Raw genomic sequence first — 23,814 nt, forward strand, 5'->3', positions numbered from 1 at the left:
AGCTTCAGAATCGGATGATTCAGATGCAATAGCAGCTCCAGTGACAGTTCCAGGCCAAGCTACAACGTCTGCTCCGATAATTGTCGTTTCGGGAAATCATTCCCAGGACACAGTTCAACAAGGTAAAGCAGGTCAGGCAGCAGCGACCGCATCCAAACAGGCCAAGAACGGTGGCAGGGCTGGCAAGTCAGGGCGGGGGTTCGGCCTCCTGGAAACCTTGGCATTTCTGATTGGTCTGGCAATCTTCCTCTACCCGCTGCTGGCAGCCTATGTGAACTATTCCAAGGATTCCACGGCAGTAGACAACTATGATCAGATTGTGGATGCACTCTCTCCTGCACAGCGCAGGGCCATGTGGCATGATGCCAAGAAGTACGACGATGAATTGGGCAAGCCTACGCTGAGGGACCCCTTCAAGTACAAGGAAGTCAAAGAACCACTGGGCCGCTACTACAAAATCCTCAATGTGGACGGCAAGGGCATGATGGCCTATGTGGAGATTCCCAAGATCAACGTCAAGCTGCCGGTGCGGCACGGCACCAGCGATGAGGTGCTCAAGGACGGCACAGGGCACATCGCCACAACCCACGTGCCTACAGACAACCGAACAATCCACTCCGTCATTACCGGACACACCGGCGAAGTCGGCTACATGCTTTTCGACAACCTGACGCAGTTGCGCAAGGGGGACGTCTTCCAGATTCGAGTGCTCAAACGGCATATGAGCTACAAGGTGGATCAGATCAAGATCATCCTGCCTACTGATGTGAGTGCACTGCAGCCAGTCCAGAATTCCAACTATGTGACCCTGCTGACCTGCTACCCCTATGGTGTCAATTCCCACCGTCTGATTGTGCGTGGGCACTATATCGGTGATGACGTACCTCCCACCCAACCTGAAGGGGCGCCCATTTACATGGTCTGGGTGCTTCTGGCCCTGTTTTTGGCTTGCCTGGTGGGCTGGTACCTGCTCTCACGTCGTCGGCGCAACTGTCGCCACGAACTGGAGCAGATGGAACATCTGGAATCCCGCGCGACAGGACCGGGGGCCATGGGGGAGCCGCTGGCCACAATCATGGTCAGCCATGAGCAGGAGACCCGTTCAGAAGCCACCCGCCGCCGTCGGTTGATCAAAACCAGACGGATCTGCAGCGCGCTCATGTGGGTGTTGGCTGTGCTCGGCCTCTTCTTCGCCTGGGGTACGGTCGGCATGATGATGAGAATCAGTCTGCTGCCCGTATTCGACCTTGGCTACCACTGGTTCGACACCCACGTGCTGTACTTCTTCGGCATTAGCAAGTTCTAAGCCTGTGCATGAGCGCACGTTTGACCACATGCGCCTGTTCTGCCGTAATCGGGCTTTTGCCTGGTTCTAGAATGGAGCGAGCATGGCCCGGCAGACTGCTGGGCTGCATCCTGGGAAGGTGTGGACCATGAGAGCAGTTCCTGACATCTTATTGTCTGACGGCAATCGTATTCCGCAGGTGGGTCTGGGCGTGCTCAGGATCGACGACGATCAAACCGCTGGAGTAGTGCAATCCGCCCTGGAGCTGGGTTATCGCCACATCGATACGGCAGCGGGTTATCGCAACGAAGGCGGCGTGGGTCGTGGCCTCAAGGCCTTCGGTTGCCAGAGCGGTCCTGGGCGTACCAAGCTCTGGCTGACTACCAAGCTGCGTGACTCCGAACAGGGGTATGACAGCGCACTGCGGGCCTTCGACCGCCAGCTGGCACTGCTGGGCACTGACTATGTCGACATGTATATGATTCACTGGCCAACACCGTTCGATTGGCGGGCCGACCAGGTTTGGCGCGCATTCCATCGGTTGCGTGATGAGGGGCGGGTGCGGACCTTAGGAGTCTGCAACTTCCTGCCGGAACATCTGGAACGGCTGCACCGGGAGACGGGGGAGTACCCTGTCGTGGATCAGATCGAGTTGCACCCCAGCTGGCAGCAGCGCACGGTGACCGCCTTCTGCAAGGAGCATGGCATAGCCGTCCAGGCATACTCGCCATTGGCGCGAGGCGCAGACCTGACAGCCGGTGGCGGAAGACTGGAGAAAATCGCCCAAGCTCACGGGGTCACGCCGGCCCAGGTGGTACTGCGCTGGCACATCGAAAACGGGACCATCATCATCCCCAAGTCTGTCCACCGCGAAAGGCAGGCAGAGAACCTGGACCTGTTCGGCTTCAGCCTGACCCCTGAGGAGCATGCCGCCATCGATGCCATGGATTCCCCGGTGCGCGCAGGACACGACCCGATGACCTATGCCTACGCCTGACCGCTATGATGGATGATTCATGCAAGCAGTCGACATAGGAGGTATCGGCGGTAGATGACCGGTCCGAGACGCAGAAGATATCGGTATCGAGGCCGCAGTCGGTACGGTTCGGTTTGGAGGAATCCCGCCCCGGCCCGCTTCCGTCGCGAATCACTCACGGAACGGGTGCTGATTCTTCTGGTAGTGGCTGTGGTTCTGGGCATCACCATCGGTCTGATATTGCCAAGGGTCAATGGTGGAGTCGGACGGCTGACCGGACGATATACGGCAACTGGCGACGCGGCTCAGACCCTGCAGAGTCTGACAGTGGATGATCATGCACGACCCGGCCGCCAGTACGGGCGTGAGGCCTTCGGCTTCAAGGAGACCGATGAGGACGGCAACGGCTGCAATGTGCGCGAGGATGTGCTGACCCGCGATCTGACTGACCTGCGTACCACTACTCCCGGCGGGTGCAAGGTGGCCAGCGGTCGTCTGCAGGATCCTTATACCGGGCGGACCATCGAATTCGTCAGAGGCCCGAAGACCAGTTCGGCCGTGCAGATTGACCATGTGGTCGCCCTGGAGAACGCCTGGCGGTCAGGAGCCAGCAAGTGGGATACAGCCCGCCGCTACCGCTTTGGCAACGACCCATTCAATCTTCTCGCCGTGGACGGCCCCGCCAACCAGGCCAAGGGGAGTGCCTCGGCCGACTACTGGCTGCCCGAGAACAAGGACTATCAGTGCTCCTATGTGGCTCGTCAGATAGCGGTCAAGGACAAGTACTCCCTGAGCGTCACCAGCTCGGAAAAGCAGGCCATGCTGGCCGTTCTGCATACCTGCCCGGGCCAGCCCCTTCCGCAGGATTAATGATCCTGAGCCTATGGGAAATCGATGCTTCCACCGAAAGAACTAGCTGACAACTGACATCTTTCAATTGATGTCTGGTATTTACCAGTCTGCCTATCCTGCACCTTGCGATGAATCCGGTCGAATCCAGCAGGTGCCGGAGAAAGACTTTCCGGCAATCAGTCCTGGGTTTTGGAGTCGGCTGTGGAGGCAGTGACGGCGGGAGCATCGGTGTGGATGATGTGCATGTGGCGCAGAAGCATGCGGGTCATCTGACGGCCGGAGCCAGCGCCGTTTCCGCGAACGCCGAAGTAGACCAGCAGGACCATGCCCAGGCAGATCAGTGCCGAGATGCGCAGGGCCCACTGCACGCCGAAGATGTTGGCTGCGATCTGGGTGGAGTGGCCGCCGCCCATGGCGTTGTGACGGAGGGTGGTGATGGTTTCCATGAGGATGACCAGGATGGGTGCGCCGACAGCGCCTGCAATCTGCCGGGCCGTGTTGGTGACGGCCGAACCGGCAGAAACATCCTTGGGAGCCAGGTTGTTCAGGGACCAGGTGGTCAAGGGCATCAGGGTGAAGCCCATGCCGATCTGGCGGATGAACTGGCAGATGGAGACCAGGCCGATCCATGTGTTGGCACCGATCATACTCATGGCGATGGTGCCCAGCAGCAGGACCGAGCAGCCGGTCATGGCTACAGGACGGGCCCCCCAGCGGTCCAGCAGGCGGCCGCCGAAGAACTGGGCGATGGCGGTGCCGATGGCTCCAGGCAGCATGACCAGACCGCTCATGGTGGCTGAGAAGCCGCGATCCGTCTGGATATACATGGGCAGGATAACGGTGACCGAGCTGAAGGCGAAGAAGGACATGGAGGCGATGATGGTGCCCACGGTGAAGTTCTTGATCCGCAGCACATGCAGGTCCAGCAGGGGCTTGTCATGGTGAAGCTGGCGAAGAACGAACCAGATGATTCCGATCAGACCGACCAGCATGAAGGGCCAGGTCATGAAGGAGGTGATGGGGAAGTTCTCGATGTTGGTGAAGCCGAACATGAGGCCACCGAATCCGAAGATGGACAGGGCCACCGAGAAGAAGTCCGCCTTGACACTGGTGTCGCGCTGGCCGAAGTTGCGCAGGCCGAAGATGGACAGGAGCAATGCCACCGCCCCGCAGATGCTCAGGGTCAGGAAGATGGAGCGCCAGCCGTTGGCGTCGGTCTGCCAGCCGCCCAGGGTGGGGCCGATGGCCGGGGCCACACTCATGGCCAGGCCTACGGTGCCCATGGCCATGCCGCGCTTGGCCAGTGGGTAGATGGAGAAGACGGTGATCTGCAGGACGGGCCACATGGTTCCCGTGCCTATGGCCTCAAGGATGCGGCCCAGCAGGACCAGGGCGAAGGTCTGCGACTGCCAGCTCAATAGAGACCCCAGGGTGAAGACGGCCATGGAGGTGATGACGATCTGCCTGGTGGAGAAGCGCTTGGTCAGAAAGCCGGTCAACGGCACCATGACGCCCATGACCAGCTGAAATACCGAGGTCAGCCACTGGCCGGTGGTCAGGGTGATGTGGAACTCGTCCACAATGGTGGGCAGGGCCGAAGCCAGCTGTAGCTGGGTGAAGTTGCCCAGGAAGGTGATGACGGTCAGGATGGCCAGCGACAGGAAGGCTTCATGGGTGAGCTTTCCGTTGACGAAGGCTCCATCCTTGCTGAGGGTCCGCCCTTGCTTGGCGAGCTCCTGCTTCCTCATGCACCACCACTTCCTTTGGGTTCAGTTTTCGCTGCGCATACCACTCCCTGCGGTGCCGTCCTAGAAAGAAAATCAGGGCATACCGATACCGGTGACACTAAGAAAAGAACAAGAGAGCTAAGCGTCTGACAATGACCTTATAATATACCCGGCTGTGGATTGTGATTGGGTTTTTCCACATGGCTGACGTGGATGCGGCGAGCTTGTCCGGCGGTCAGCGTTTCCAGTATGCTGTGTGAGGCGGGCTTCGCTAATGTGAATACGGGAAGGTCCAACACGGGCTGATAAGGACGGACGTTTGAAATGAAACGGCGGTCAAGGTAGGTAGCATGCACGCACATGGTCATGGTCGTGGTAGATTCACGGCCCTCCTCATGTCCCTGGCAATGATGATTTCCCTGGCGGCCTGCGGTGATAATGTTCCCATCGATGGCGGCGGAACGGGCAATACTGCAGATCAAGCCCTTTTCCAGGGCGAGTACGCCGGATCTGGCGCATCCTCCCAGCAGAGTGCCGACGAGGCCTGGATAGCCGGCTTCCGCAAGCAGCATCCGGGTGCGCGTATCTCCTATGACCCGGCAGGTTCCGGAGCTGGGGTCAACGCCTTCCTGTCCGGGTCGACCATCTGGGCCGGCACCGATGCGCCGCTGACCAGCGACCAGCTTGAGCGCTCGCGTAAGGTCTGCGGTTCCGGTACAGCCTTTGACCTGCCTGTTTACGCCACCCCAATCGCCGTGGCCTACAATCTGCCTGATTTGTGGCCCAAGGGTTCAGGCGGCCATCTGCGGATGGACCCGGCTCTGATCGCCATGATCTTCTCCGGAAAGGTCACCAACTGGCGGGACCCGCGCATTGCAGCCCTCAACCCGGAGGCCAATCTGCCCGACCTGGATATCACAGTGATTCATCGTTCGGACAAGTCAGGCACCACGAAAAGTTTCCTCTCCTACCTGCACGACTCGGCCGGGTCCGCCTGGCCGTATCCAGCGGGTGAGAATTGGCCCAACGACCTGGGGCAGGGCGCCAAGGGCACTGCCGGGGTGGTCATGACCATGAACCAGGCGAAGGGCACCTTTGGCTATGCGGACGCGGCCCAGACCACAGGGCTGGGCACCGTGGCCGTCCAGGTGGGGAAGACCTGGCAGCCGCCTACAGCCAAGACCGTGGCCAACCTGCTGGATGCTGCCCAGCGGGATCCTCAGGCCAGCCAGCCTGGCCGGGTGGTCCTGACCGTGGATCATCACACCAGTAGGGAGCATACCTATCCCATCGTCCTGGTCTCCTACGACGTGGTATGCACCGCCTATCGAGACGATCGGGACGGATCCAAGGCCCAGTTTGCCAAGGCCTGGCTGACCTATCTGCTGAGCGAGCAGGGCCAGCGCATGGCTGCGGCCAATGCGGGCAGCGCCGAGCTGGGGCAGGGGCTGCGCAGCCAGGCCATGGCTTCGGTTGAGACCATCGGGGGGAAGTCGTGAGCGAGAAACCGAACGAGACTGCAACCCTGAACAAGGCCAAACGGGTGGACCGGATCTTCAAGGCCTGCGCCACCGGGGCGGGCATCCTGATCCTGCTGGCCCTGGCTGCGGTAACCCTCTTTCTGATTCTGCGGGCTTTTCCGGCCTTCACCGGAGACCCGGATTCCCGCACCCAGGCCATCCTCTCCCTGAGCGGTGGCCGGGCCAGTAGTTTCCTGGGCTATGTGGGTCCGCTGGTTTTCGGCACCATTCTGATTGCCGGTCTGGCCCTGCTCTTGGCCTTCCCTGTCTCCCTGGGCATCGCCCTCTTCATCGGCTACTACGCCCCCACCCGCCTGTCCACGCTGCTCAGCACGGTGATTGACCTGCTGGCCGCCGTGCCCTCGGTGATCTATGGGCTCTGGGGGGCTCTGGTCCTGGTTCCCAATATCACCGGCTTCTGGCGCTGGGTATCGGTTCATCTTGGCTGGATTCCATTGTTTACCGGACCCGCTGCGGCACCGACCCGATCCGTGGCCACCGTGGCCCTGGTGCTGGCGGTCATGATCCTGCCCATCATCACCTCGGTCACCCGTGACATCCTGATCCAGGCCCCTCGACTGCAGCAGGAGGCCGCCCTGGCTCTGGGAGCCACCAAGTGGGAGATGATCCGGCTTGCGGTCCTGCCTTTCGGCCGCTCGGGCATTATCTCGGCCTCCATGCTGGGGCTGGGGCGGGCTCTGGGCGAGACCATGGCGGTGCTGATGATCCTCTCGCCCGGTTTCAGCTACTCCCTGCGGCTGCTGCAGGCTTCAAAGAGTCAGACCATCGCCGCCAACATCGCAGCCCAGTTCCCCGAGGCGGACTCCCAGGGTGTGGCCCTCCTGGTGGCCACAGGTCTGGTCCTCTTCATCATCACCTTTATCGTCAACTATCTGGCGCGCAGGATCACAGCAAAGGCGGGTGCGTGATGGCAAGCCGAACTGATCGCGGACCGGTCATCGATTTTGACCGCTTCAGGCCAACCAGGTCCTCCATCCGGGCGCGCAAGCGCAAGGACCGGCTGATGACCGTCCTGATCGGGCTCTCCTTCCTGGTGGCCCTGATTCCGCTGGTTTCGGTGCTCTGGGTCAGCCTGTCCAAAGGGGTGCGAAGGCTGACACCGGACTTCCTCACTCACAACATGAGCGGGGTGGTAGGGGGCAACCCCACGCCGACCGGAGGCTACGGCGGCATCCTGCACGCGGTAATCGGCACCCTTGAGATCACCTTTGGATCCATGGTTATATCCATTCCGGTGGGTGTCATGTGTGCGGTCTACCTGGTCGAGTACGCCCATGGAGGCCGCCTGGCCAAGGCCATCGGCCTCATGGTGGACGTGATGAGCGGGATCCCCTCCATCGTGGCCGGCCTCTTCGCCTTCTCCATGTTCGCCCTGGTGGTCGGACCGGGCACCGTCAACGGCCTGGCCGGTTCGGTGGCACTCTCCCTGCTTATGCTGCCCACGGTGGTCAAAACCTCCGAGGATATGCTGGCCGTGGTACCCAACGACCTGCGGGAGGCCGCCTATGCTCTGGGAGTGACCAAGCAGCGGACCATCACCAGCATTGTTCTGCGCACGGCCCTACCCGGCATCGTCTCGGGCACCATCCTGGCTGTGGCACGCGTCATTGGTGAGACAGCACCCCTGCTTATTGCCTCGGGCTTCATCGCCACCACCAACCCCAACCTCTTCTCCGGGAGGATGACCACCCTGCCGGTCTTCGTCTACAACGAGTATTCACAGGGGCTGGCCGTCTGCGGACCAGGCGCCGACCCGGGATGCCTGACCGATATCCACATGCAGCGGGCCTGGGCTGCGGCCCTGGTGCTGATTCTTATCGTCCTGCTGCTCAACCTGCTGGGGCGGCTGGTCTCGCGCATCTTTGCTGTTGGGCGGACGCGTTGAGCACCGCCATGAGAGAAACGGAGGCCGGAACATGGGCCAACGCATAGACATCAACCACCTCAACGTCTACTACGGTGACTTCCTGGCCGTCCAGGACGTGAACATGCGCATCCAGGCCAACAAGGTCACCGCTTTCATCGGTCCCTCCGGCTGTGGCAAGTCCACGGTCCTGCGCACCTTGGACCGCATGCACGAGATCACTCCGGGGGCGCATGTGAGCGGGCAGGTGCTACTGGAGGGTCGTGACCTCTATGGTCCGGATGTGGATCCGGTCGAGGTGCGGCGGGACGTGGGCATGGTCTTCCAGAGGGCCAACCCCTTCCCGACCATGTCCATCCGCGAGAACGTCCTGGCCGGCATACGGCTCAACAAGAAGCACATCGCCAAGTCGGACGCCGACGATCTGGTGGAGTGGGCCCTGCGCGGAGCCAACCTTTGGAACGAGGTCAAGGACCGTCTGGACAAGCCGGGCATCGGACTCTCTGGCGGTCAGCAGCAGCGGCTCTGCATCGCCCGCGCTGTGGCCGTACACCCCCAGGTCCTGCTCATGGACGAACCCTGCTCGGCCCTGGACCCCATCTCCACCCTGGCTGTGGAGGATCTGATCAACGAGCTCAAGCGGGACTACACCATCGTCATCGTCACCCATAACATGCAGCAGGCCGCCAGGGTCTCGGACTATACGGCCTTCTTCAACCTCAAAGCCGTGGGTCAGCCCGGACACCTGGTCGAGATGGACGACACCACCACCATCTTCTCCAACCCGCACGAGCCGGATACCGAGCGTTACATCTCCGGTCGCTTCGGCTGAGACAGAACCGGTCCGCGCACCCGCCCGTCAGGTATCATGGTTCCGGCATCCACGGAAGGAGCGAGGGCATGGGAGTATTGCTGGAACCGGCCACCCTCTTGGGCATTATCCTGGTGGGCTACCTGTTCAAGCGTTTTGGACTCTTTCGTCCCTTGGACTACCGGGTGCTGCAGACCGTTGTGTTCGACCTGGTCCTGCCCGGGGCCATCATCTACTCCTTCGCCACCAACCCCCACGATCCCAGCCTGCTTCTGGTCTCGGCCTTCGCCTTTATAGCTTCGCTGATTCCGCCTCTGGCCATCTTCCTGACCAGCAGGCATCGGCCCACGGCTCAGCGGGCTTTTCTTATGCTCAACGGATCGGGTTTCAACATCGGATGCTTTTGCTTCCCCATGCTCCAGTCGCTGCTGGGGACGGCTGCCCTGGTCCCCGCTTCCATGTTCGACATCGGCAACTCGGTCATGGTCTCTGCGGGAACCAACGTCATGACCCAGGGGCTCCTGCATATTCGACCGGGCCAGTCACTGGATCCCGACGCAGGGGAGCCGGTCAAGCTGGATGACCCTGATGCCCGCAAGCTTCATCGCAAGGCCGCAGCCATCTCCATAGCCAAGGGCTTCCTGAGCTCACCATCCTTCGACACCTATATGGTCATGGTGGGCTTCACGCTGGCCGGAATCTCGCTGCCGGGCTGGTCGGCCCAAATCACCCGGCCATTCTCGGCGGCCAACGCCTTCTGCTCCATGCTTATGGTGGGCATGCTCATGGACTTGCCCGGCGGACGGGATGATGTCAAGTCCGTATTGCAGATTCTGGCCTGGCGACTGCCATTCGGCATCTTGTTCGCTGTGGCCGCATGGTATCTGCTGCCCTTCGAACCCCTGATCCGTCAGGCGGTGGCCCTGTGCTGCCTGGCTCCGACGGCGGTTTTCGCCACCATGTTCACCGACAAGGTTCTTGGTAATGCCCGTCTGGCGGGGTTCACTCTGGCTCTGACTGCGGTGATTGGAGCCGTGCTCATGGTTTTGGCGCATCTGCTGATGGGCGCCCTCTGAAAATTCAGTTCTTCTTGTTGTCTCTCTTGTCGTCTTTGCCCTGGTCGCGGCGCTCCTGCTCCTGACGCAGGGTGCGACCCTCGCGGGTGCGCTGCTTGTTGACCGTGGCGGCTGCAATCCGCTCGGCAGCGCGTTCATCCTGACCGCGATCGACTTCGCTGTCGTGCACATGCTGATACTGCTTCTGATCATCCGGATCCCAATGATTGTTCCTGGCCATATACCCCTCCTCGAAAGCGCCGTGCTCTTCAACTCATCCCCATGTGGGACGGCTTCAGGGCCGTGCCGGTATGCCGATTATAGGTGAGCGGAAAGTTCTGCAGCGGTATTGGAGCTCAAGAGGGGGACCTGTAACAGAAAAAGCCGAGTGCTCGTGATATTCTTTCCTTGTCTCATCGCCAAATAAGACAATAAGGAATCGAATATGCATAAGCTATTTCGGCTTTCGGATAATAATACCACAGTCTCTACGGAAGTGGTAGCAGGCATCACCACCTTCTTCGCCATGGCCTACATCATCGTGGTGAATCCCTCGGTGCTTTCCACGGCAGGCATGCCTTGGGGTGCCGTCTTTCTCGCCACCCTGATCGCCGCCATCATCGGCACCCTGATCATGGGTCTGGTGGCCAACGTGCCCTACGGCGTGGCGCCAGGAGTCGGGTTGGATGCCTTCTTCACCTTCACCGTGGTCAAGGGGCTGGGCTTCACCTGGCAGCAGACCATGTGCATGGTCTTCCTGTGTGGCCTGATCAACATCCTGGTCACGGCCACCAAGCTGCGCAAGATGATCATCCAGGCCATTCCGCCCCTGCTTCAGCACGCCATCGGCGGCGGCATCGGCGTCTTCATCGCCTATGTGGGTCTGCTCAATGTGGGCATTATCAAGTTCACCCCTGACAAGACCTCGGCAGCCGGCGCCAACCCAGGGCTGACCACCTTCAACACTCCCGGTGTCATCCTCTTCGTCATCGGCTTGTTGCTGACCGTCTTTCTTCTGATCTTCAAGTTCAAGGGTCATCTGGCCTTCATCAACAAGGGTGCCTTCGTCATCGCCATCATCGCGGTCACGCTCCTGGGCATCCCCATGGGGGTCACCAGCATGGCCAAGTCGGTCGATCTGGGCCAGGCCTGGTCACAGCTGCCGCAGACCTTCCTGGCCATTTTCAGTCAGGATGGATTCCCTGCCCTCTTCTCCGACCCGGCCAAGTTGCCAGTGGTTCTGGTGACCATCTTCGCCTTCTCCCTGTCGGATACCTTCGACACCATCGGTACCTTTGTGGGCACCGGCCGGCGCTCAGGCATCTTCTCAGCCGAGGATGAGCAGGCTCTGGAAACCGGTCGCGGCTTCAGCTCCAAGATGGATAGGGCCCTGTTCGCCGACGCCACGGCGACCTCCATCGGCGCCCTCTTTGGCACCTCCAACACCACCACCTACGTGGAGTCCGCGGCGGGTATCGCAGCCGGTGGCCGGACAGGGCTGACCTCGGTGGTCATCGCCGCCTGCTTCGCGCTCAGCGCCGTCTTCGCTCCGCTGATTTCGGCTGTGCCTTCGGCGGCCACTGCGCCCGTCCTGGTCATTGTGGGTTGCATGATGATGAGCTCCTTCGCAGAGATTGAGTGGGGCGAGCTGTCTGAGGCCATTCCGGCCTTCTTCACGGCCATCTTCATGGGCTTTGCCTACTCCATCTCCTACGGTGTGGCCGCAGGTTTCATCACCTACTGCTTGACCATGGTCTGCAAGCGCAAGGGCAAGGAGGTCCACCCCATCATCTGGGCGGTCTCGGCCCTCTTCATCCTGGACTTCGTGCTCCAGGCCGTGCTCTGAGCACGGTTTCGCAAACACAAGGCATCCACAAGCAGCCATTCGTCAGAACCATTGCTCAGCTGTGCAGATAGTCGTCATGCTGTTGTCGGGTTGATCTGACTGTTTGAGGGTGTGAATAGAGCAAATCAGGCACAGAGACCGCAGCAGGGCCCCGCCACCTATTACCTAGTGGCGGGGCCCTGCTCGTTCGTGCCCGTCAGTGCTTGTGCCGAGCGGCGGTCTTTCCACCTGGTCCGCTTTGTGCCTCAAGGCGCTGCCGTTTGGCAGCCAGACCACTGACTGCAGCCAGTGAGCCGACCATAATGATGACGAGGATGCCTGCCTCTCCTGTCAAGGGGAGGACACCATAGTGGATGAAACGGAAGGCATTTGTCTCATCGTTGGGCTGTGGAGCCCCATTGAGTGTCCAAGCGATGCTGACAGTCGTATCGCCGGCATTATGGTTCGGTGTCAGCACGGTCCAGGCGCCGTCCTGCTGCCCTGTGGGGTTCAGGCTGGTTCCACTGACGCCTCCGAATTGCACTGTGGACGGGGTGCCCAGCCTGAAGGGGAAGAGCACATTGACAGGGGAGTAGACCGTCTGCGTCGTGTTGTTTCCCAGCCTTCCTTGGCCATTGTCTCCCCACCCCAAGGTGCCACCGGTGGAGGCTATGGCTAGGGTGTGGCCAGTCCCGGCGCTGATCTTGACGAAGTGGTCGATGCCTGATGGATTGCCAATCCTGGTTGGCTTGTTCAGGCTGCCTGTGCCTCCGGTACCCAACATGCCTGATAAGTTTTGGCCCCAGCCCCAGATGTTTCCGTTCTGGTCCAGCGCCAGTGAACTGCCGCTAACCCTGCTGCCTGTCAACTGCGTGAAGGTGCTGACGTTTGCAGGCATGGCTACCAGGGACGGAGCAGTCCTCGTGGTGGTGTCGCCCAGACCGAGCTCTCCATTGCTGTTCCCGCCCCAGGACCAAAGACGTCCCAGATCGTCGAGGGCGGAGGAGTGGCCGCTGCCTGCGATAATTTGAACCGGCTTGAATCCGCCTGTCGGGTTGGTGTCGGGTTTGACCTGGACGGGTGTGGAGGTATAGCCGTTGAGTGCTACATCGCTCGTGTTGCCCAGGTCGCCGTTCTGGTTCGATCCCCAGCCCCAGGCACGGCCCTGTGCGTCAGTCGCCAGGGAATGTGAGCCACCCGCACTGACCTGTGCATAGCGGAATCCCGTCGTCTCGCCTTGCGGGGTTGCGACCTGGACGGGTCTGGTGGTGATCCCTGTCGTTGCCACAGTGTTTGAAGGAACGCCCAGTTTGCCGAACTCATTGGATCCCCAGCCCCAGGCTCTGCCCTGCCCGTCTACAGCCAGGACATGAGTGATGCCTGCGCTGACACCAGTGAGAGTGAAGTTTGTTGCCGTCATACCGCTAGGGGCCTGCACGCGAATCGGGTTGGGGCTGTATGCGGCTGAACCATTGGTGGCAACGGCATTGCTGCCCAGCTGTCCAGAGCTGTTAAGCCCCCATGCCCAGACATGGCCCTGGCCATCCAAGGCCACTGAGAAGGCTTTTCCTGCACTGACCTGTATGAATCGGTTCACGCCTGTTGGTTTGGGAATCTGCACCGGGGTTAAGCGGTCCGTCGTGGTCCCATCGCCCAGCTGTCCGTATTTATTGGCACCCCAAGCATAGATGTTTCCATCCGACCCGAGGGCCAATGAATGATCATCGCCGGCGCTGACCTGGCTGAACCTAATGCTCCGCGCTGCAGGAGGTACCAGGGTCACCTTGGTCTGACCGCTGTCGGGCCCCTGCTTGGGAGAGGTGGTCCATCGCCCGGTGCCTGCCGTCCAGTGGGCTGTCAGTTTCAGGGGACCCTTGACGGGGGAAGTAAAGTCATAGGCCGCATCGCCGGTGAACCAGCCGTCGAAGAGGAAGCCAGGACGGGTCGGGTCTTGATCCGGTCTGGAAGCCATCTGGTCTTCGACGACCGACTGACTGGTGGGCTGGCTCCCGTCAGCCTTATCGAAAGTGACGACATAGGAGGGCGGGTCATAGGTGTAATCCAGGATGTCATCGGGCTGCGAACCATAGAGATTCCAGGTGATGGTCGTATCCACTCGACCCTTCCTATGAGCTGGCGTCACCACCTGCCAGTTCGTACCTGCTTTTTTCAGATTGCTGCCCAGTGTTTGATCGAATTTGACCGCAGTAAGATCCGGTGTAAGCGGGAAGGCCGCCAAACCAGGTGTCAGCCTCGTTGCTTTGCTGTTGTCCGTGCCGATAGGAACGTCTGGATCACCTAGCTGTGCACCGTTGTTCCATCCCCAGGTGTACAAGTTTCCGTCTGATCCTAATGCAGATGATTCTTCCCATCCTGCATTGATCTGGACCCAAGTGAATTTCTGTGCAGTTGAGGGTGTTTGTTGATTGACCATGTGTGGTCTATTGATGTACGAACCGTCGGTGCTTATGTCTTTGATACCTAGCTGGCCGTGATCGTTGCGTCCCCAGGAATAGAGATTGCCGTCCGATCCGATAGCTAGGACGTGAGTGTCTCTTACCATGACGCGTGTCCAGGTAAACCCTGCCAGTGTTCCGTTGGGCGGAGATATTAGAGTGGGTATTTTTCTATCTTCTGCATTGCTGCCATCTCCTAGCCGTCCGTATCCGTTCCATCCCCAAGCGTAAAGATTCCCATTCGTGCTGATTGCGAAACAAGATGTATCTCCTGCGCTGAACTGGGAAAAGGTAACGCCGGCGGGTTGGCGGACCGGAACAGGAGTAAATCGCTGAATGTCGGTCCCGTCACCCAAGCGGCCGCTGGTGTTTAAACCCCAGGCGTACAATTGCTTATCTGAGCCTAGGGCCAGAGAATGATACCGTCCAGCACTTAACCGAGTGAAAGTGACTCCGACTGGCGTGCTGACAAGTACAGGTTTGCTACTGTACGCAGCTAGGTTATTGCTGCCCGTAGGAACGCTGGTGTTACCGAGCTGACCATAGCCGTTCCATCCCCAGGCGTAGAGATTTTGATCTGAGCCCAATGCCAAGGTATGGTCCCATCGGGTGCTTACTTGGGTCCAAGTGAATTCATTTGAGACACCGGCAGGCTTCGGAACTTTGACAGGAGTCAACTTGTTTTCGGTAGTTCCATCACCAAGTTGTCCATGGCTATTGTTTCCCCAGGCGTAGAGATTCCCGTCAGAACCGATAGCAAGAGATGAATGGTCGCCAGCGGCAATGGTAGTGAAAGTGAATTGGTCTGATGTATTGGCCGGTTTGTTTATTTTCACTGGAGTCTGTCGTAAAGTTTTGCTGTTATCGCCTAACTGCCCTGAGCTATTATCACCCCAGGCATAAAGATTTCCATCTGATCCAAGAGCCAAGGAATGGGTTGCTCCTGAAGTAATTTGAGAGAATTTGATACCACGGGTCGCTGGGGGAGTCAGAGTCGCTGTAGTGCCTCCCAATGCAGTTCCGTGTGCAGGTGCAACAGACCAATGACCGTCGCCGGCTGTCCATTTTGCGGTCAGCTTCAAGTTGCTGGAGACGGGCTGGTTGAAGTCGTAGGCTACCTGGCCGATGAACCAGCCATCGAAGAGGTATCCATGCCTGGTGGGATTGGTAGGTCGTTTCGCCAGACCTCCCGAAAGGACGGTCTGAGAGGCAGGGGTTGCTGTGTCGGCTTGGGCGGTATCAAAGGTGACTGAACATTGATTATTTGGGCAGGAGCTTGCCGACCGGGTAGAAGGTGCAGGATTTGCTGAGCCTAGTGAAGTGGGGGATGGGAAGGTGGGAGAGGGTGTTGTTTGGATAGGGGAATGCAGCTTTTGAGTTTCTGTTGGTGAGGGGGCAATGGAAGGAGTTTGGGTTGAGTTAGGTATGCCAGGGGTCACCCCTTCGGTTTGATTCTCCTTGCTTTGCAATGCTGTCGGGGATGCGGCGGCATTCGCCTGTGCCGGGTCAATTGCCGAGAGATTTCCTAATATGAGCCCAGAGGCGATAATGGCTGCAAGAGAAGCTATGCAGCATGCACGACTCCTAGATGACGATTGCATACGGTCCCCTTCAAAAGCAACGGCGCATGCAACGTGGCACCTGCAGCCCCAGCTCAACCCCCACGGCCAGCGTGCATGACGTTCAACCAAAATCAGTCTATCATGGCTTTGCAATGCCAAGTTATCATCGATTCCTCTCTTTCGCCTTGACGGTCGGATTAAGGCTAGTAATCGGAAATGGCCGTGGCTCAGGCAAAAAAGAACTTCCGGCAAGCCGAACCAGCCTGCCGGAAGTTCCTGATTGAGTTGTATGAAAAAGGATCAGTACCAGTTGGTTGACTGGGATTGGGCCCACGCACCGCAGGGGTTTCCGTAGCGACCCTGGATGTAGCCCAGTCCCCAAACAATCTGGGTGTGGGCATCGGTCTGCCAGTTGGGGCCGGCCGAGGCCATCTTGCTGCCGGGCAGTGCCTGAGGAATGCCATAGGCACCCGATGGGTTGGAGGCGTTGGTCCGCCAGCCGGACTCCTTGTTCCACAACTGTACCAGGCAGGTGAACTGGTCTTCACCCCAGCCACGGGAGGTGACCAAATCGTGGGCGATGCTTTGTGCTGTACCCACGGGGACTGTTGTGGTGGTCGAACCGGATTTCGCAGGAGTGCCGCCGCCGGTGCCCACCAGAACCACCTTGTCGACGGGGACTGTCTTGACGAAGGAGGCGAAGATATTGCTGGTCAGGTGCTTATTACCGGCTGCCGTGACCAGGCTCGTGGTCTCCATGACGCCGTTCTGTCCCTCTGTCTTGACCTTGGTGGTGCCTGCCGGGAGGGAGTTGGTCTTCTCTTCGATGGTGTTGAAGGGAATAGGCGACTCTTCCGTCTTGACCTGGGCATCGGCCCGGTCGATGCGGATGACGGTCTTCTCAGTGACACGAGTGGTCAGAGATGGGGTGATCTGGTCCCCAGGCTGCAGAACGATATCCCCGGCCTCCAGCACGGATTTGACATCGGTGAAGCCTGTACCCAGGACCACCTTGTTCTTCCCATTGATCTGCACATTTACATAAGACGTGTTCGCGTTAGCGCCGCCCGCACCGTTGCGGATGGCCTGCCTGGTGCTGCCGCGGGACACCGTGTCCACATCTTGGGTGGCAGAATAGGACGTTACGCCTGACTTGGCCGAGCTCTCAGTGGATGTGTAGAAGTCGCGCGAGACGAAACCCGCGCCAACGACCATGCCGAGAACAGTGACACCGGCAGCCAATCGCAGCCACTGACGCTTGGTCAGGGCCTTGACCGCACTCATCCGTCCTCTACGGTGGTTCGCCATTACTCTCCTCTGTTGGACCGACAGATCCTCAGTGATCAGTCGACGTAACGCTTCCTATCGACCGCATGCTTCCGGTAGCGCCGAAAGGGTCACTGGACAAACACAGCACTACTTTAGTCCAAATTGGCCTTGGAACCAACTCGACTGACTCAGGCCTGTGCCGGGGTTGACAAATCGGCCTTGCGTGCCTGGTCGATCAGGTCGTCCAGGTCCGAAGACCTGAGAGCACCGGCCTGCTTGAAGATGATCTGCCCCTGCTTGGTGATCATCAACGTGGGCACCGCCTGGATGTCGGCGGCCGCGGCCAGATCCTGATTCTGATCGATGTCCACCTTGCCGAAGACGATGTCGGTGTTGGCCTGCGAAGCCTTCTCGAAGATAGGGCCGAAGGCCTTGCAGGGTCCGCACCAGGTGGCCCAGAAGTCAATCAGCACCAGGTCGTTGTCCTTGATGGTCTGCTCGAAGTTTTCCGAAGTAATAGTCGTGGTGGCCATGATAACGCTCCTTGAAGTAGTTTGACTGTCGCGCGGGAAGCTCCCGTGCTTAGCAACCGCTTTCAATCATCAGCATTCCATCAAGGCTGGAGAAAGCGCCCGAATATGCTCTGGGTGGAGATGTCCGCCGGGGTCCCGTGAGCGGTCAAGCCTGGTACGGATAATGGAATCATGCCAGTGCTGAACGACGAGATTCCCGATGATGACGACTTCGATGCCGATCGCGACCGTGGCGCCTTCTCACACATCACCCCAGAGGACTTCAACCGCGGTTTTTCGGGCTCGAATCCTCCCGGATGGCTGGACCGTGACGCCATCGACCGTGCGCGGCGTTGCCTGCCCATGCCCTATGTGGAGGTAGTGCCGGTTCGCGTGGATGAGATGAGCGCCGTCACCCAGGTGGGCACTCTTCTGCGAGTGGATGATCAGGGCAACATCGAGCGCACTCTGATCACCGGACGAATCCTCTACCACGAAACCATCAGGGAGGCTCTGGCCAGAAACATCGCCAAGGATCTGGGCCAGCTGGCCCTGCCCATGCTGCCTGCCAGCCCCCAGCCCTTCACTGTGGCTGAGTTCTTCCCCACGCCGGGGGTCTCGGAGTACTACGACCCGCGTCAGCATGCCATCGCTCTGTGCTATCTGGTGCCGGTGGCCGGGGACTGCAAGCCCCAGGATGAGACCCTGGATGTGGAATGGATCGATCCCAAGGGGGATATGCTGGAGTCCTTCATGAGCCAGATGCCCGGCGGGCATGGCAAGGTGCTGATGAGCGCCCTGACCTGGGCCGGTGCACTATGAGCCGGGAATCCTTGGAGGCGGGCATGAGCATTGTCAATACCGTATATCGCCAGGGAGAGGGGCTGCCCCTGGTACTGGTCCATGCCTTCCCTGTGGACCACCGCATGTGGGATCGGTGCGCGGCCTCACTGATCGCCCAGTCGGATCGTGTGGGTATGACCCCCTTCCCGGTCTATGCCCCGGATATGCCCGGTGCAGGCGATTGCCTCTTGCCCGGGCCGGCATCCTGCGGCCCGGCAGACTCTGACGGTGCCCTGCCGAGTGCGCTGGATGCTATGGCTCGAGCCTTTGTGGAAATGATTGCCGCCACGGGGGCGCAGAAGGCCATCTGGGTCGGACTTTCCATGGGAGGCTACCTGGTCGAGGCCGTAGCCAGGCTTTACCCGCTGATGGTGGCCGGTCTGGCCCTGTGCGACACCACCATGATGGCTGACCGTCCGGCCTCCCGGGCCAGGCGGCTGCAGATCGCCCGAACCTGCGAGGAGGAGGGGACGCTTGATCCGGTCATGCACTTCGCCAGGCCCCAGGAGGGTGATTCCACGGTCAAGCGTTCGCCCGCCTTCGTGCAGACCATGACCGAATGGATACAGTCCCAGGATCCCCGGGGCATCGCCTGGCGGGAGCGGATGGCTGCGGGTCGCCCGGATCAGAGCGATCTGGTCGGCCGCATCAGAGTTCCCGTGGCCCTGGTCAGCGGCCGCTGCGATCCCTCCAGTCCCCCACGCGCCATGGAGCCTCTGGCTCAGGCCATGCGTCAGGCCGGCGCTGACGTTACCTTTACTGCCATTGACGACTGCGGCCACTTCAGCGCCGTCGAGCATCCGAATCAGGTGGCCAAGGCCCTGCTGGATCTGGTTCATCGTGTAGGGAGGCTCTCATGAGCGATTCGGAGACGGTCTTCTCCCCGCTGGCCCTTACCGAGCCCCTGCCCTTTCTGCCCCTGGCTCAGGGGGATGTGGACTACGACACGGTAGGGCGGCAGCAGCCCGGCCTGCTTGACCAATTGCTGGACCAGGACGGCACTGGGGTCATCCTGGTGCGGGGCGAGAAGGTGGCTGTGCCCAAGGGCAAGGGGGCGCTGGCTGGTCGCACTGGAGCCAGCATCCGTCTGGCCACCCTGCCTGCTGCATACTTGCGGGGTCCTCTGACAGGCTCGGCAGACCAGTTCGAGCCGCCCTGCTACTACCTTGGGAAGGCCGACCAGCAGGCCTGGCTGGCCCTGGATCTGGATCTTGCCTGCACCGGTCGGGCTGTTCAGGACCCTCTTCGTGATCTGGCTCAGGCTGCGGATCAGCGCTTCGACTGGCTTGGCCTGCGGGAGTATGCCCCTCATGGCCGTCCGCGTCAGGTGGGCCTGGCAACCTGCGCAGTCGCCCTGTCCGTATGGCATGGACGTCAGGCTTTCTGCCCCCACTGCGGCGCGCCGGTCCATCCCTGCCAGGCCGGATGGGCCCAAATCTGCCAGGGGGATGAATCAGGGGACCAACACACGCTCTTTCCCCGCATCGAACCCGCAGTGATCATGGCCGTGGTGGATGGCCGCGATCGGCTCCTGCTCCAGCACAACCAGAAGTGGCCTTCCGGCTTTCGTTCGGTCACTGCCGGATTCGTCGAGGCTGGGGAGAACCTGGAGCATGCAGTCCGGCGGGAGACACTGGAAGAGGTGGGCCTGAACCTGGGGGAGATGCGGTACCTGGGCTCCCAGCCCTGGCCCTTCCCAGCCTCCCTGATGGTGGCCTTCAGAGCCAGATCCCTGGATACGGACATCCGGGTGGACGGTCAGGAGACCGATGAGGCCGACTGGTTCACACGGGAGGAATTCAGCGCCGCTCTGGCCTCGGGCCGGTTGCGCATACCCCAGGCGGCCAGTGTGGCCAGGCATATGATTGAGCAGTGGTACGGCAGCGAGCTCTGATTCATCCGAGTGGTGTTGCGCCCCAGGACCTGGTCTCGTCGTAAGATATTTCAAGGAACTGTCAGCAGCGAAAGGTGTGTTATGGCCATGGAGGGGCAAGAAGAGCCTCGTATCTCGGATGTCGACCAGGCCGAAACAGTGACCATGCCGCCGACGATCGGGGAGGGGCCTGACCCTGTGGACCTGTTCGCCGACGAAGAGGCAGAGCGGGCTTTCGGGGCAGGTGCCGCCCACAAGGCTCCTTCGACCGGCCATCGAGGACGCACCATCCTGGCCCTGCTGCTTCTGGCTGTGCTGATTCTGGTGGGTTGCTGGTTTGGCGTCCGCGCCTTCTTCCGTGATCGGGTGGCCCCCGGCGTCACCCTGGGCGGGCAGGTCATGATGGGTCGGACCAAGGACCAGGTCAGGCAGATCGTCGATCGGCAGGTTCGTGACTCCCAGGTGGAACTCAAGGGTGAAGGCACCTCTGCCCGGGCAGGACTGAAGGACCTGGGCGTAAGCGTGGATTCGGATGCCACGGTCACCAAGATCATGAACGCCAAGGGCTCTGCAGGCCTCTCCCGGCTGAACCCCTTCCATGGTGAGGCGGTGCCGCTGGTGGCCGAGCGGGATCAGCTGGCCATGGACAAATATCTGACTGAACGGTTCATTCCCCGCCAGGATCGTTCCGTTCCTTCCACCATCGTTTTTGATCAGGGTGCACACGCCTTCCGGCCCCAGGAGGGTCGTGGAGGCAAGGCGCCTGAGCTGGGCCGCGTGCAGGATGCCGTCTCATCCTTGATAGACAAACCTGGAAGGCGTCTGGCCGTAGGGGTGGTCTACAAGGACGTGACCATGCCCATCAGCCTGGACACCGCCAATCAGGTGGCCTCTCAAGCCAACCAACGACTGGCCAAGGACCTGGTCATCAAGGGTGCTGATGATGATCTCATGACCGTCCCGGCGGCAACAGTGGCCACCTGGGTCAAACCGGTCACCGATCTTGACAAGGGGACCATGGAGCTGGGCTTTGATCGGCAGGCCATCAAGCAGTATCTGGACCAGGAGCTGGCCCGGCAGCTGGACCGGGATATGGTCACCGCCGTCAACGTCAAGAACACCAAGGGTGATGTGGTGGCCGAGACCACCAAGGGAGTGGACGGTGTCCGGGTCACGGATGTGTCCGCCACGGCGGACCTGGTCGTCAAGGCCCTGGAAGAGGGCGACACGAATCCGGTCCAAGCGAGCGCCGAGATCACGCCCCACAAGGAGCAGACCAGGGTGGCCCGCTACGATGTGCCCGACGGCGACATCTGGATTCAGGTCAACCTCAGTGACCAGACCGCCACCGCCTACCACGGCACCACCCAGGTCAAGACCTTCCCCATATGCTCAGGCAAGCCTGATAACGGGAAATGGTCCGACACCGGCACCTTCTTCATCAATGTGCGCTACGCGGTCCAGACCATGCGTGGGCAGGGTTACGTCACTCCCAATGTCAAATGGGTGTCCTACTACAACGGCAGCGAGGGCTTCCATACGGCCAGCTGGAACTCTGCCGGCATCGCCAAGGGAGACCCTGCCCAATACGGATCCCACGGCTGCATCAACATGTATGAGCAGGACGCCAAGTGGATCTTCGACAACGCCCCCATCGGAACCATGGTCAAGGTGGAAGGGCAGGTTCCGTCGGGTCCGGCCCGCTAGGAGCACTTGCTCTGACAGACGGTCGAGTAGGCTGGAACCATGAGCGATGAACACAGTGATGGAACCTCCCGCCTGGATGTGCCCGAACACCTGCGGTATTCCCAGGATCATGTCTGGATCGACCCCAGCCAATCCCCGGCGCCCATGGGCGTGACCGAATATGCGGCTGACCAGCTGGGAGACCTGGTTTTTCTGGACCTGCCCGAGACTGGCACCCACGTCGATGCCGGCGATGAGGTCATCGAGCTGGAGTCCTCCAAGGCAGTTGAGCCGGTGGTCTGCCCGGTGGCAGGCACCATCGCCTACGTCAACAGGGCAGCCTCGGACGATCCTGAGGTCATCAACTCCGATCCCTATGGGGAAGGTTGGATAGCCAAGATCGACCTGGAGGACGATGAGCCCGATCTGATGAGCGCCGAGGAGTACGGTCAGCTGCTGAAGACCCTGAACTGACGGTCCGGTTATGACAAGGCGATCCGGCCGCAATGAAGACCTCTTACGGGTCCATTCGGTCAGCACCACCTTCGATTCAGCTGCGCCCGGGGAGGGCATCGAGAGCAGGCCGGCCCCGGTCCGCCTGCTGAGGCGGCTGATTACTGGCGCTTTCGACCTTTGGGTAGGGCTGTCCATCAATATGACCGGGCGTCTGGGCTGGTCGGCCGACGTTCAACCATACGTGGGCTACGGTACCGAGTCCTACTCCCGGCTGGTCTGCCGTACCATTCTGACCGACGGGCGCAGACGTGAGGATCCGGCCATACGTGGCATCCGCGGTCTGCTGACCGTACCCGCACCCAGGACCAGGGTCAGGCTGGCCATCGACAGCACGGCCATCGGGAGGGTCCAGGTGGGAGACTCCGCGGTCTACGATGCCGTCGATCCCAGTCGCAGCCTGAGTGCGGATGCGGTCTTTTCCGACCGGTCGGGCTACCTGGATCTGGTGGCCGAGCATCGACTGACCCCAGGCGTGCACCGGGTCTCCTACCAGGTGCGGGGCCGCCGGCCGGTGGACGCTCCTTTATACATCGTGCCCGGTCAGACCCCTGTCGGCGTCATATCCGACGTGGACGACACCATCATGATCAGCCAGGTGCCCAATCATTGGAAGGCTGCCTGGAACCTGCTCCTGTCAGATCCACATCGCCGGGCCTCGGTGCCGGGCATGGCCGTGCTCTACAACCGTATCCGTGACCTGGACCCCCGGATACCCTTCTTCTATCTGTCGGCCTCGCCCTGGAATGTGGAGGGATCCATACGCGGCTTCATTCGCGACCACGGCTTTCCGGCCGGCCCCCTGTTGCTGCGGGACCTGGATCCTAGACCCAAGACCTTCGTGCCCTCCATCGTGCAGCACAAGATGGAGTTTATCCGCCAGCTCATGGCCGACTTTCCCAAGATGCGCTTCGTGCTCATGGGCGACGATGGGCAGAGCGATCCCTCCACATTCGCCCAGGTGGTGCGGCAGTATCCGGGACGGGTCCTGGCCATCGGCATCCGTCAGTTGAGCCCCCAGGAGACCGGGCTGGGAACCTTGGTCAAGCGGACTGCCACACAACCGGTACCGGTGACGCAGGTGCCGGTCTTCTACGGGACCACGGGTGCCAATCTGATGCGAACCCTGCTGCCCTATCTGCGTCGTCGCGCCCGAATATAATC

Annotated in this window: 20 protein-coding genes and 1 pseudogene; 15 read left to right on the plus strand and 6 right to left on the minus strand. The window is 60.6% G+C overall.

Translation table 11 applies throughout. The annotated features are described in order from the left end of the window. Positions 1-217 precede the first annotated feature (217 nt). The 3 genes from P272_RS08790 to P272_RS0101255 all read left to right on the plus strand — a co-directional run bounded on the left by P272_RS08790 (position 218) and on the right by P272_RS0101255 (position 3,131). Entirely contained in the window at positions 218-1,306 is a 1,089-nt protein-coding gene (locus P272_RS08790) for a class C sortase (protein ID WP_052323079.1), read from the plus strand. 127 nt (positions 1,307-1,433) lie between these two features. After that, on the plus strand, positions 1,434-2,282 hold the full coding sequence (locus P272_RS0101250; RefSeq protein ID WP_029677756.1) for an aldo/keto reductase: 849 nt from the start codon (positions 1,434-1,436) through the stop codon (positions 2,280-2,282). A gap of 54 nt (positions 2,283-2,336) precedes the next feature. After that, positions 2,337-3,131 (plus strand): HNH endonuclease family protein, encoded by a 795-nt coding sequence (locus tag P272_RS0101255; protein ID WP_029677758.1) that lies wholly within the window; start codon positions 2,337-2,339, stop codon positions 3,129-3,131. A 158-nt stretch (positions 3,132-3,289) separates the two neighbouring features. Here P272_RS0101255 and P272_RS0101260 read toward each other — a convergent pair whose 3' ends face one another. Continuing rightward, the gene (locus tag P272_RS0101260) at positions 3,290-4,861 is read right to left on the minus strand and encodes an MDR family MFS transporter (protein WP_029677759.1); all 1,572 of its coding nucleotides are present in this window, start codon (positions 4,859-4,861) and stop codon (positions 3,290-3,292) included. 329 nt (positions 4,862-5,190) lie between these two features. On the opposite strand from P272_RS0101260, the gene P272_RS0101265 reads away from it, so the two are divergent. From P272_RS0101265 to P272_RS0101285, 5 genes are all read left to right on the plus strand, one after another. Beyond that, positions 5,191-6,339 carry a phosphate ABC transporter substrate-binding protein PstS gene (locus tag P272_RS0101265; protein WP_029677760.1) on the plus strand — a complete coding sequence of 383 codons (1,149 nt, stop codon included), beginning with the start codon at positions 5,191-5,193 and terminating at the stop codon, positions 6,337-6,339. A gap of 26 nt (positions 6,340-6,365) precedes the next feature. Next, positions 6,366-7,289, plus strand: a complete 924-nt coding sequence (pstC, locus tag P272_RS0101270) for a phosphate ABC transporter permease subunit PstC (protein WP_029677761.1) — start codon at positions 6,366-6,368, stop codon at positions 7,287-7,289. Beyond that, on the plus strand, positions 7,289-8,266 hold the full coding sequence (gene pstA / locus P272_RS0101275) for a phosphate ABC transporter permease PstA (RefSeq protein WP_029677762.1): 978 nt from the start codon (positions 7,289-7,291) through the stop codon (positions 8,264-8,266). The genes pstC and pstA overlap by 1 nt, the downstream gene beginning before the upstream one ends. Positions 8,267-8,297: 31 nt before the next feature. After that, positions 8,298-9,077 carry a phosphate ABC transporter ATP-binding protein PstB gene (gene pstB / locus P272_RS0101280; protein ID WP_024627440.1) on the plus strand — a complete coding sequence of 260 codons (780 nt, stop codon included), beginning with the start codon at positions 8,298-8,300 and terminating at the stop codon, positions 9,075-9,077. 68 nt (positions 9,078-9,145) lie between these two features. After that, the gene (locus P272_RS0101285) at positions 9,146-10,132 is read left to right on the plus strand and encodes an AEC family transporter (RefSeq protein ID WP_029677763.1); all 987 of its coding nucleotides are present in this window, start codon (positions 9,146-9,148) and stop codon (positions 10,130-10,132) included. A 4-nt stretch (positions 10,133-10,136) separates the two neighbouring features. On the opposite strand, the gene P272_RS08545 is transcribed toward P272_RS0101285, so the two are convergent. Next, positions 10,137-10,352: a hypothetical protein gene (locus tag P272_RS08545; protein ID WP_044097630.1), complete on the minus strand. Its 216-nt coding sequence runs from the start codon at positions 10,350-10,352 to the stop codon at positions 10,137-10,139. A 204-nt stretch (positions 10,353-10,556) separates the two neighbouring features. On the opposite strand from P272_RS08545, the gene P272_RS0101295 reads away from it, so the two are divergent. Further along, complete coding sequence (locus P272_RS0101295; RefSeq protein WP_029677764.1) at positions 10,557-11,957, plus strand: NCS2 family permease; 1,401 nt, start codon at positions 10,557-10,559, stop codon at positions 11,955-11,957. 196 nt (positions 11,958-12,153) lie between these two features. On the opposite strand, the gene P272_RS09525 is transcribed toward P272_RS0101295, so the two are convergent. The 4 genes and pseudogenes from P272_RS09525 to trxA form a co-directional block, all read right to left on the minus strand. Continuing rightward, positions 12,154-14,052, minus strand: a complete 1,899-nt coding sequence (locus P272_RS09525; RefSeq protein ID WP_052323082.1) for an RCC1 domain-containing protein — start codon at positions 14,050-14,052, stop codon at positions 12,154-12,156. Between the two features lie 249 nt (positions 14,053-14,301). After that, positions 14,302-15,993: pseudogene (locus tag P272_RS09600) on the minus strand (RCC1 domain-containing protein); the annotation flags it as partial. 261 nt (positions 15,994-16,254) lie between these two features. Then, on the minus strand, positions 16,255-17,262 hold the full coding sequence (locus tag P272_RS0101305; RefSeq protein WP_029677766.1) for a G5 domain-containing protein: 1,008 nt from the start codon (positions 17,260-17,262) through the stop codon (positions 16,255-16,257). 149 nt (positions 17,263-17,411) lie between these two features. After that, on the minus strand, positions 17,412-17,756 hold the full coding sequence (gene trxA / locus P272_RS0101310; RefSeq protein ID WP_015021417.1) for a thioredoxin: 345 nt from the start codon (positions 17,754-17,756) through the stop codon (positions 17,412-17,414). A gap of 171 nt (positions 17,757-17,927) precedes the next feature. On the opposite strand from trxA, the gene P272_RS0101315 reads away from it, so the two are divergent. The 6 genes from P272_RS0101315 to P272_RS0101340 all read left to right on the plus strand — a co-directional run bounded on the left by P272_RS0101315 (position 17,928) and on the right by P272_RS0101340 (position 23,812). Next, positions 17,928-18,557 carry an NUDIX hydrolase family protein gene (locus P272_RS0101315; RefSeq protein WP_029677767.1) on the plus strand — a complete coding sequence of 210 codons (630 nt, stop codon included), beginning with the start codon at positions 17,928-17,930 and terminating at the stop codon, positions 18,555-18,557. Between the two features lie 23 nt (positions 18,558-18,580). Beyond that, a complete protein-coding gene (locus tag P272_RS0101320) occupies positions 18,581-19,438 on the plus strand; it encodes an alpha/beta fold hydrolase (RefSeq protein ID WP_044097690.1) in 858 nt (285 codons plus the stop codon). Then, positions 19,435-20,472, plus strand: coding sequence for an NAD(+) diphosphatase (gene nudC, locus P272_RS0101325; RefSeq protein ID WP_029677769.1), 1,038 nt, complete (start codon positions 19,435-19,437; stop codon positions 20,470-20,472). Before P272_RS0101320 ends, nudC begins: the two co-directional genes overlap by 4 nt. An 81-nt stretch (positions 20,473-20,553) precedes the next feature. Then, on the plus strand, positions 20,554-22,158 hold the full coding sequence (locus P272_RS0101330; RefSeq protein ID WP_052323083.1) for a L,D-transpeptidase family protein: 1,605 nt from the start codon (positions 20,554-20,556) through the stop codon (positions 22,156-22,158). A gap of 39 nt (positions 22,159-22,197) precedes the next feature. Beyond that, positions 22,198-22,611: a glycine cleavage system protein GcvH gene (gene gcvH / locus P272_RS0101335; protein WP_029677771.1), complete on the plus strand. Its 414-nt coding sequence runs from the start codon at positions 22,198-22,200 to the stop codon at positions 22,609-22,611. A gap of 10 nt (positions 22,612-22,621) precedes the next feature. Continuing rightward, a complete protein-coding gene (locus P272_RS0101340; protein ID WP_029677772.1) occupies positions 22,622-23,812 on the plus strand; it encodes an App1 family protein in 1,191 nt (396 codons plus the stop codon). The last annotated feature ends 2 nt before the right edge of the window (positions 23,813-23,814 follow it).

It is taken from the genome of Bifidobacterium sp. 7101, from assembly GCF_000499285.1.
GTDB classification, from domain to species: domain Bacteria; phylum Actinomycetota; class Actinomycetes; order Actinomycetales; family Bifidobacteriaceae; genus Bombiscardovia; species Bombiscardovia apis_A.

What these genes read in the sequence shown, in the direction of transcription:
- P272_RS0101250 (WP_029677756.1), top strand. Translation starts at nt 1,434, where the DNA reads ATGAGAGCAGTTCCTGACATCTTATTGTCTGACGGCAATCGTATTCCG.
- P272_RS0101255 (WP_029677758.1), top strand. Translation starts at nt 2,337, where the DNA reads ATGACCGGTCCGAGACGCAGAAGATATCGGTATCGAGGCCGCAGTCGG.
- P272_RS0101260 (WP_029677759.1), bottom strand. Translation starts at nt 4,861, where the DNA reads ATGAGGAAGCAGGAGCTCGCCAAGCAAGGGCGGACCCTCAGCAAGGAT.
- P272_RS0101265 (WP_029677760.1), top strand. Translation starts at nt 5,191, where the DNA reads ATGCACGCACATGGTCATGGTCGTGGTAGATTCACGGCCCTCCTCATG.
- pstA (WP_029677762.1), top strand. Translation starts at nt 7,289, where the DNA reads ATGGCAAGCCGAACTGATCGCGGACCGGTCATCGATTTTGACCGCTTC.
- pstB (WP_024627440.1), top strand. Translation starts at nt 8,298, where the DNA reads ATGGGCCAACGCATAGACATCAACCACCTCAACGTCTACTACGGTGAC.
- P272_RS0101285 (WP_029677763.1), top strand. Translation starts at nt 9,146, where the DNA reads ATGGGAGTATTGCTGGAACCGGCCACCCTCTTGGGCATTATCCTGGTG.
- P272_RS08545 (WP_044097630.1), bottom strand. Translation starts at nt 10,352, where the DNA reads ATGGCCAGGAACAATCATTGGGATCCGGATGATCAGAAGCAGTATCAG.
- P272_RS0101295 (WP_029677764.1), top strand. Translation starts at nt 10,557, where the DNA reads ATGCATAAGCTATTTCGGCTTTCGGATAATAATACCACAGTCTCTACG.
- P272_RS0101305 (WP_029677766.1), bottom strand. Translation starts at nt 17,262, where the DNA reads ATGGCGAACCACCGTAGAGGACGGATGAGTGCGGTCAAGGCCCTGACC.
- trxA (WP_015021417.1), bottom strand. Translation starts at nt 17,756, where the DNA reads ATGGCCACCACGACTATTACTTCGGAAAACTTCGAGCAGACCATCAAG.
- P272_RS0101315 (WP_029677767.1), top strand. Translation starts at nt 17,928, where the DNA reads ATGCCAGTGCTGAACGACGAGATTCCCGATGATGACGACTTCGATGCC.
- P272_RS0101320 (WP_044097690.1), top strand. Translation starts at nt 18,581, where the DNA reads ATGAGCATTGTCAATACCGTATATCGCCAGGGAGAGGGGCTGCCCCTG.
- nudC (WP_029677769.1), top strand. Translation starts at nt 19,435, where the DNA reads ATGAGCGATTCGGAGACGGTCTTCTCCCCGCTGGCCCTTACCGAGCCC.
- P272_RS0101330 (WP_052323083.1), top strand. Translation starts at nt 20,554, where the DNA reads ATGGCCATGGAGGGGCAAGAAGAGCCTCGTATCTCGGATGTCGACCAG.
- gcvH (WP_029677771.1), top strand. Translation starts at nt 22,198, where the DNA reads ATGAGCGATGAACACAGTGATGGAACCTCCCGCCTGGATGTGCCCGAA.
- P272_RS0101340 (WP_029677772.1), top strand. Translation starts at nt 22,622, where the DNA reads ATGACAAGGCGATCCGGCCGCAATGAAGACCTCTTACGGGTCCATTCG.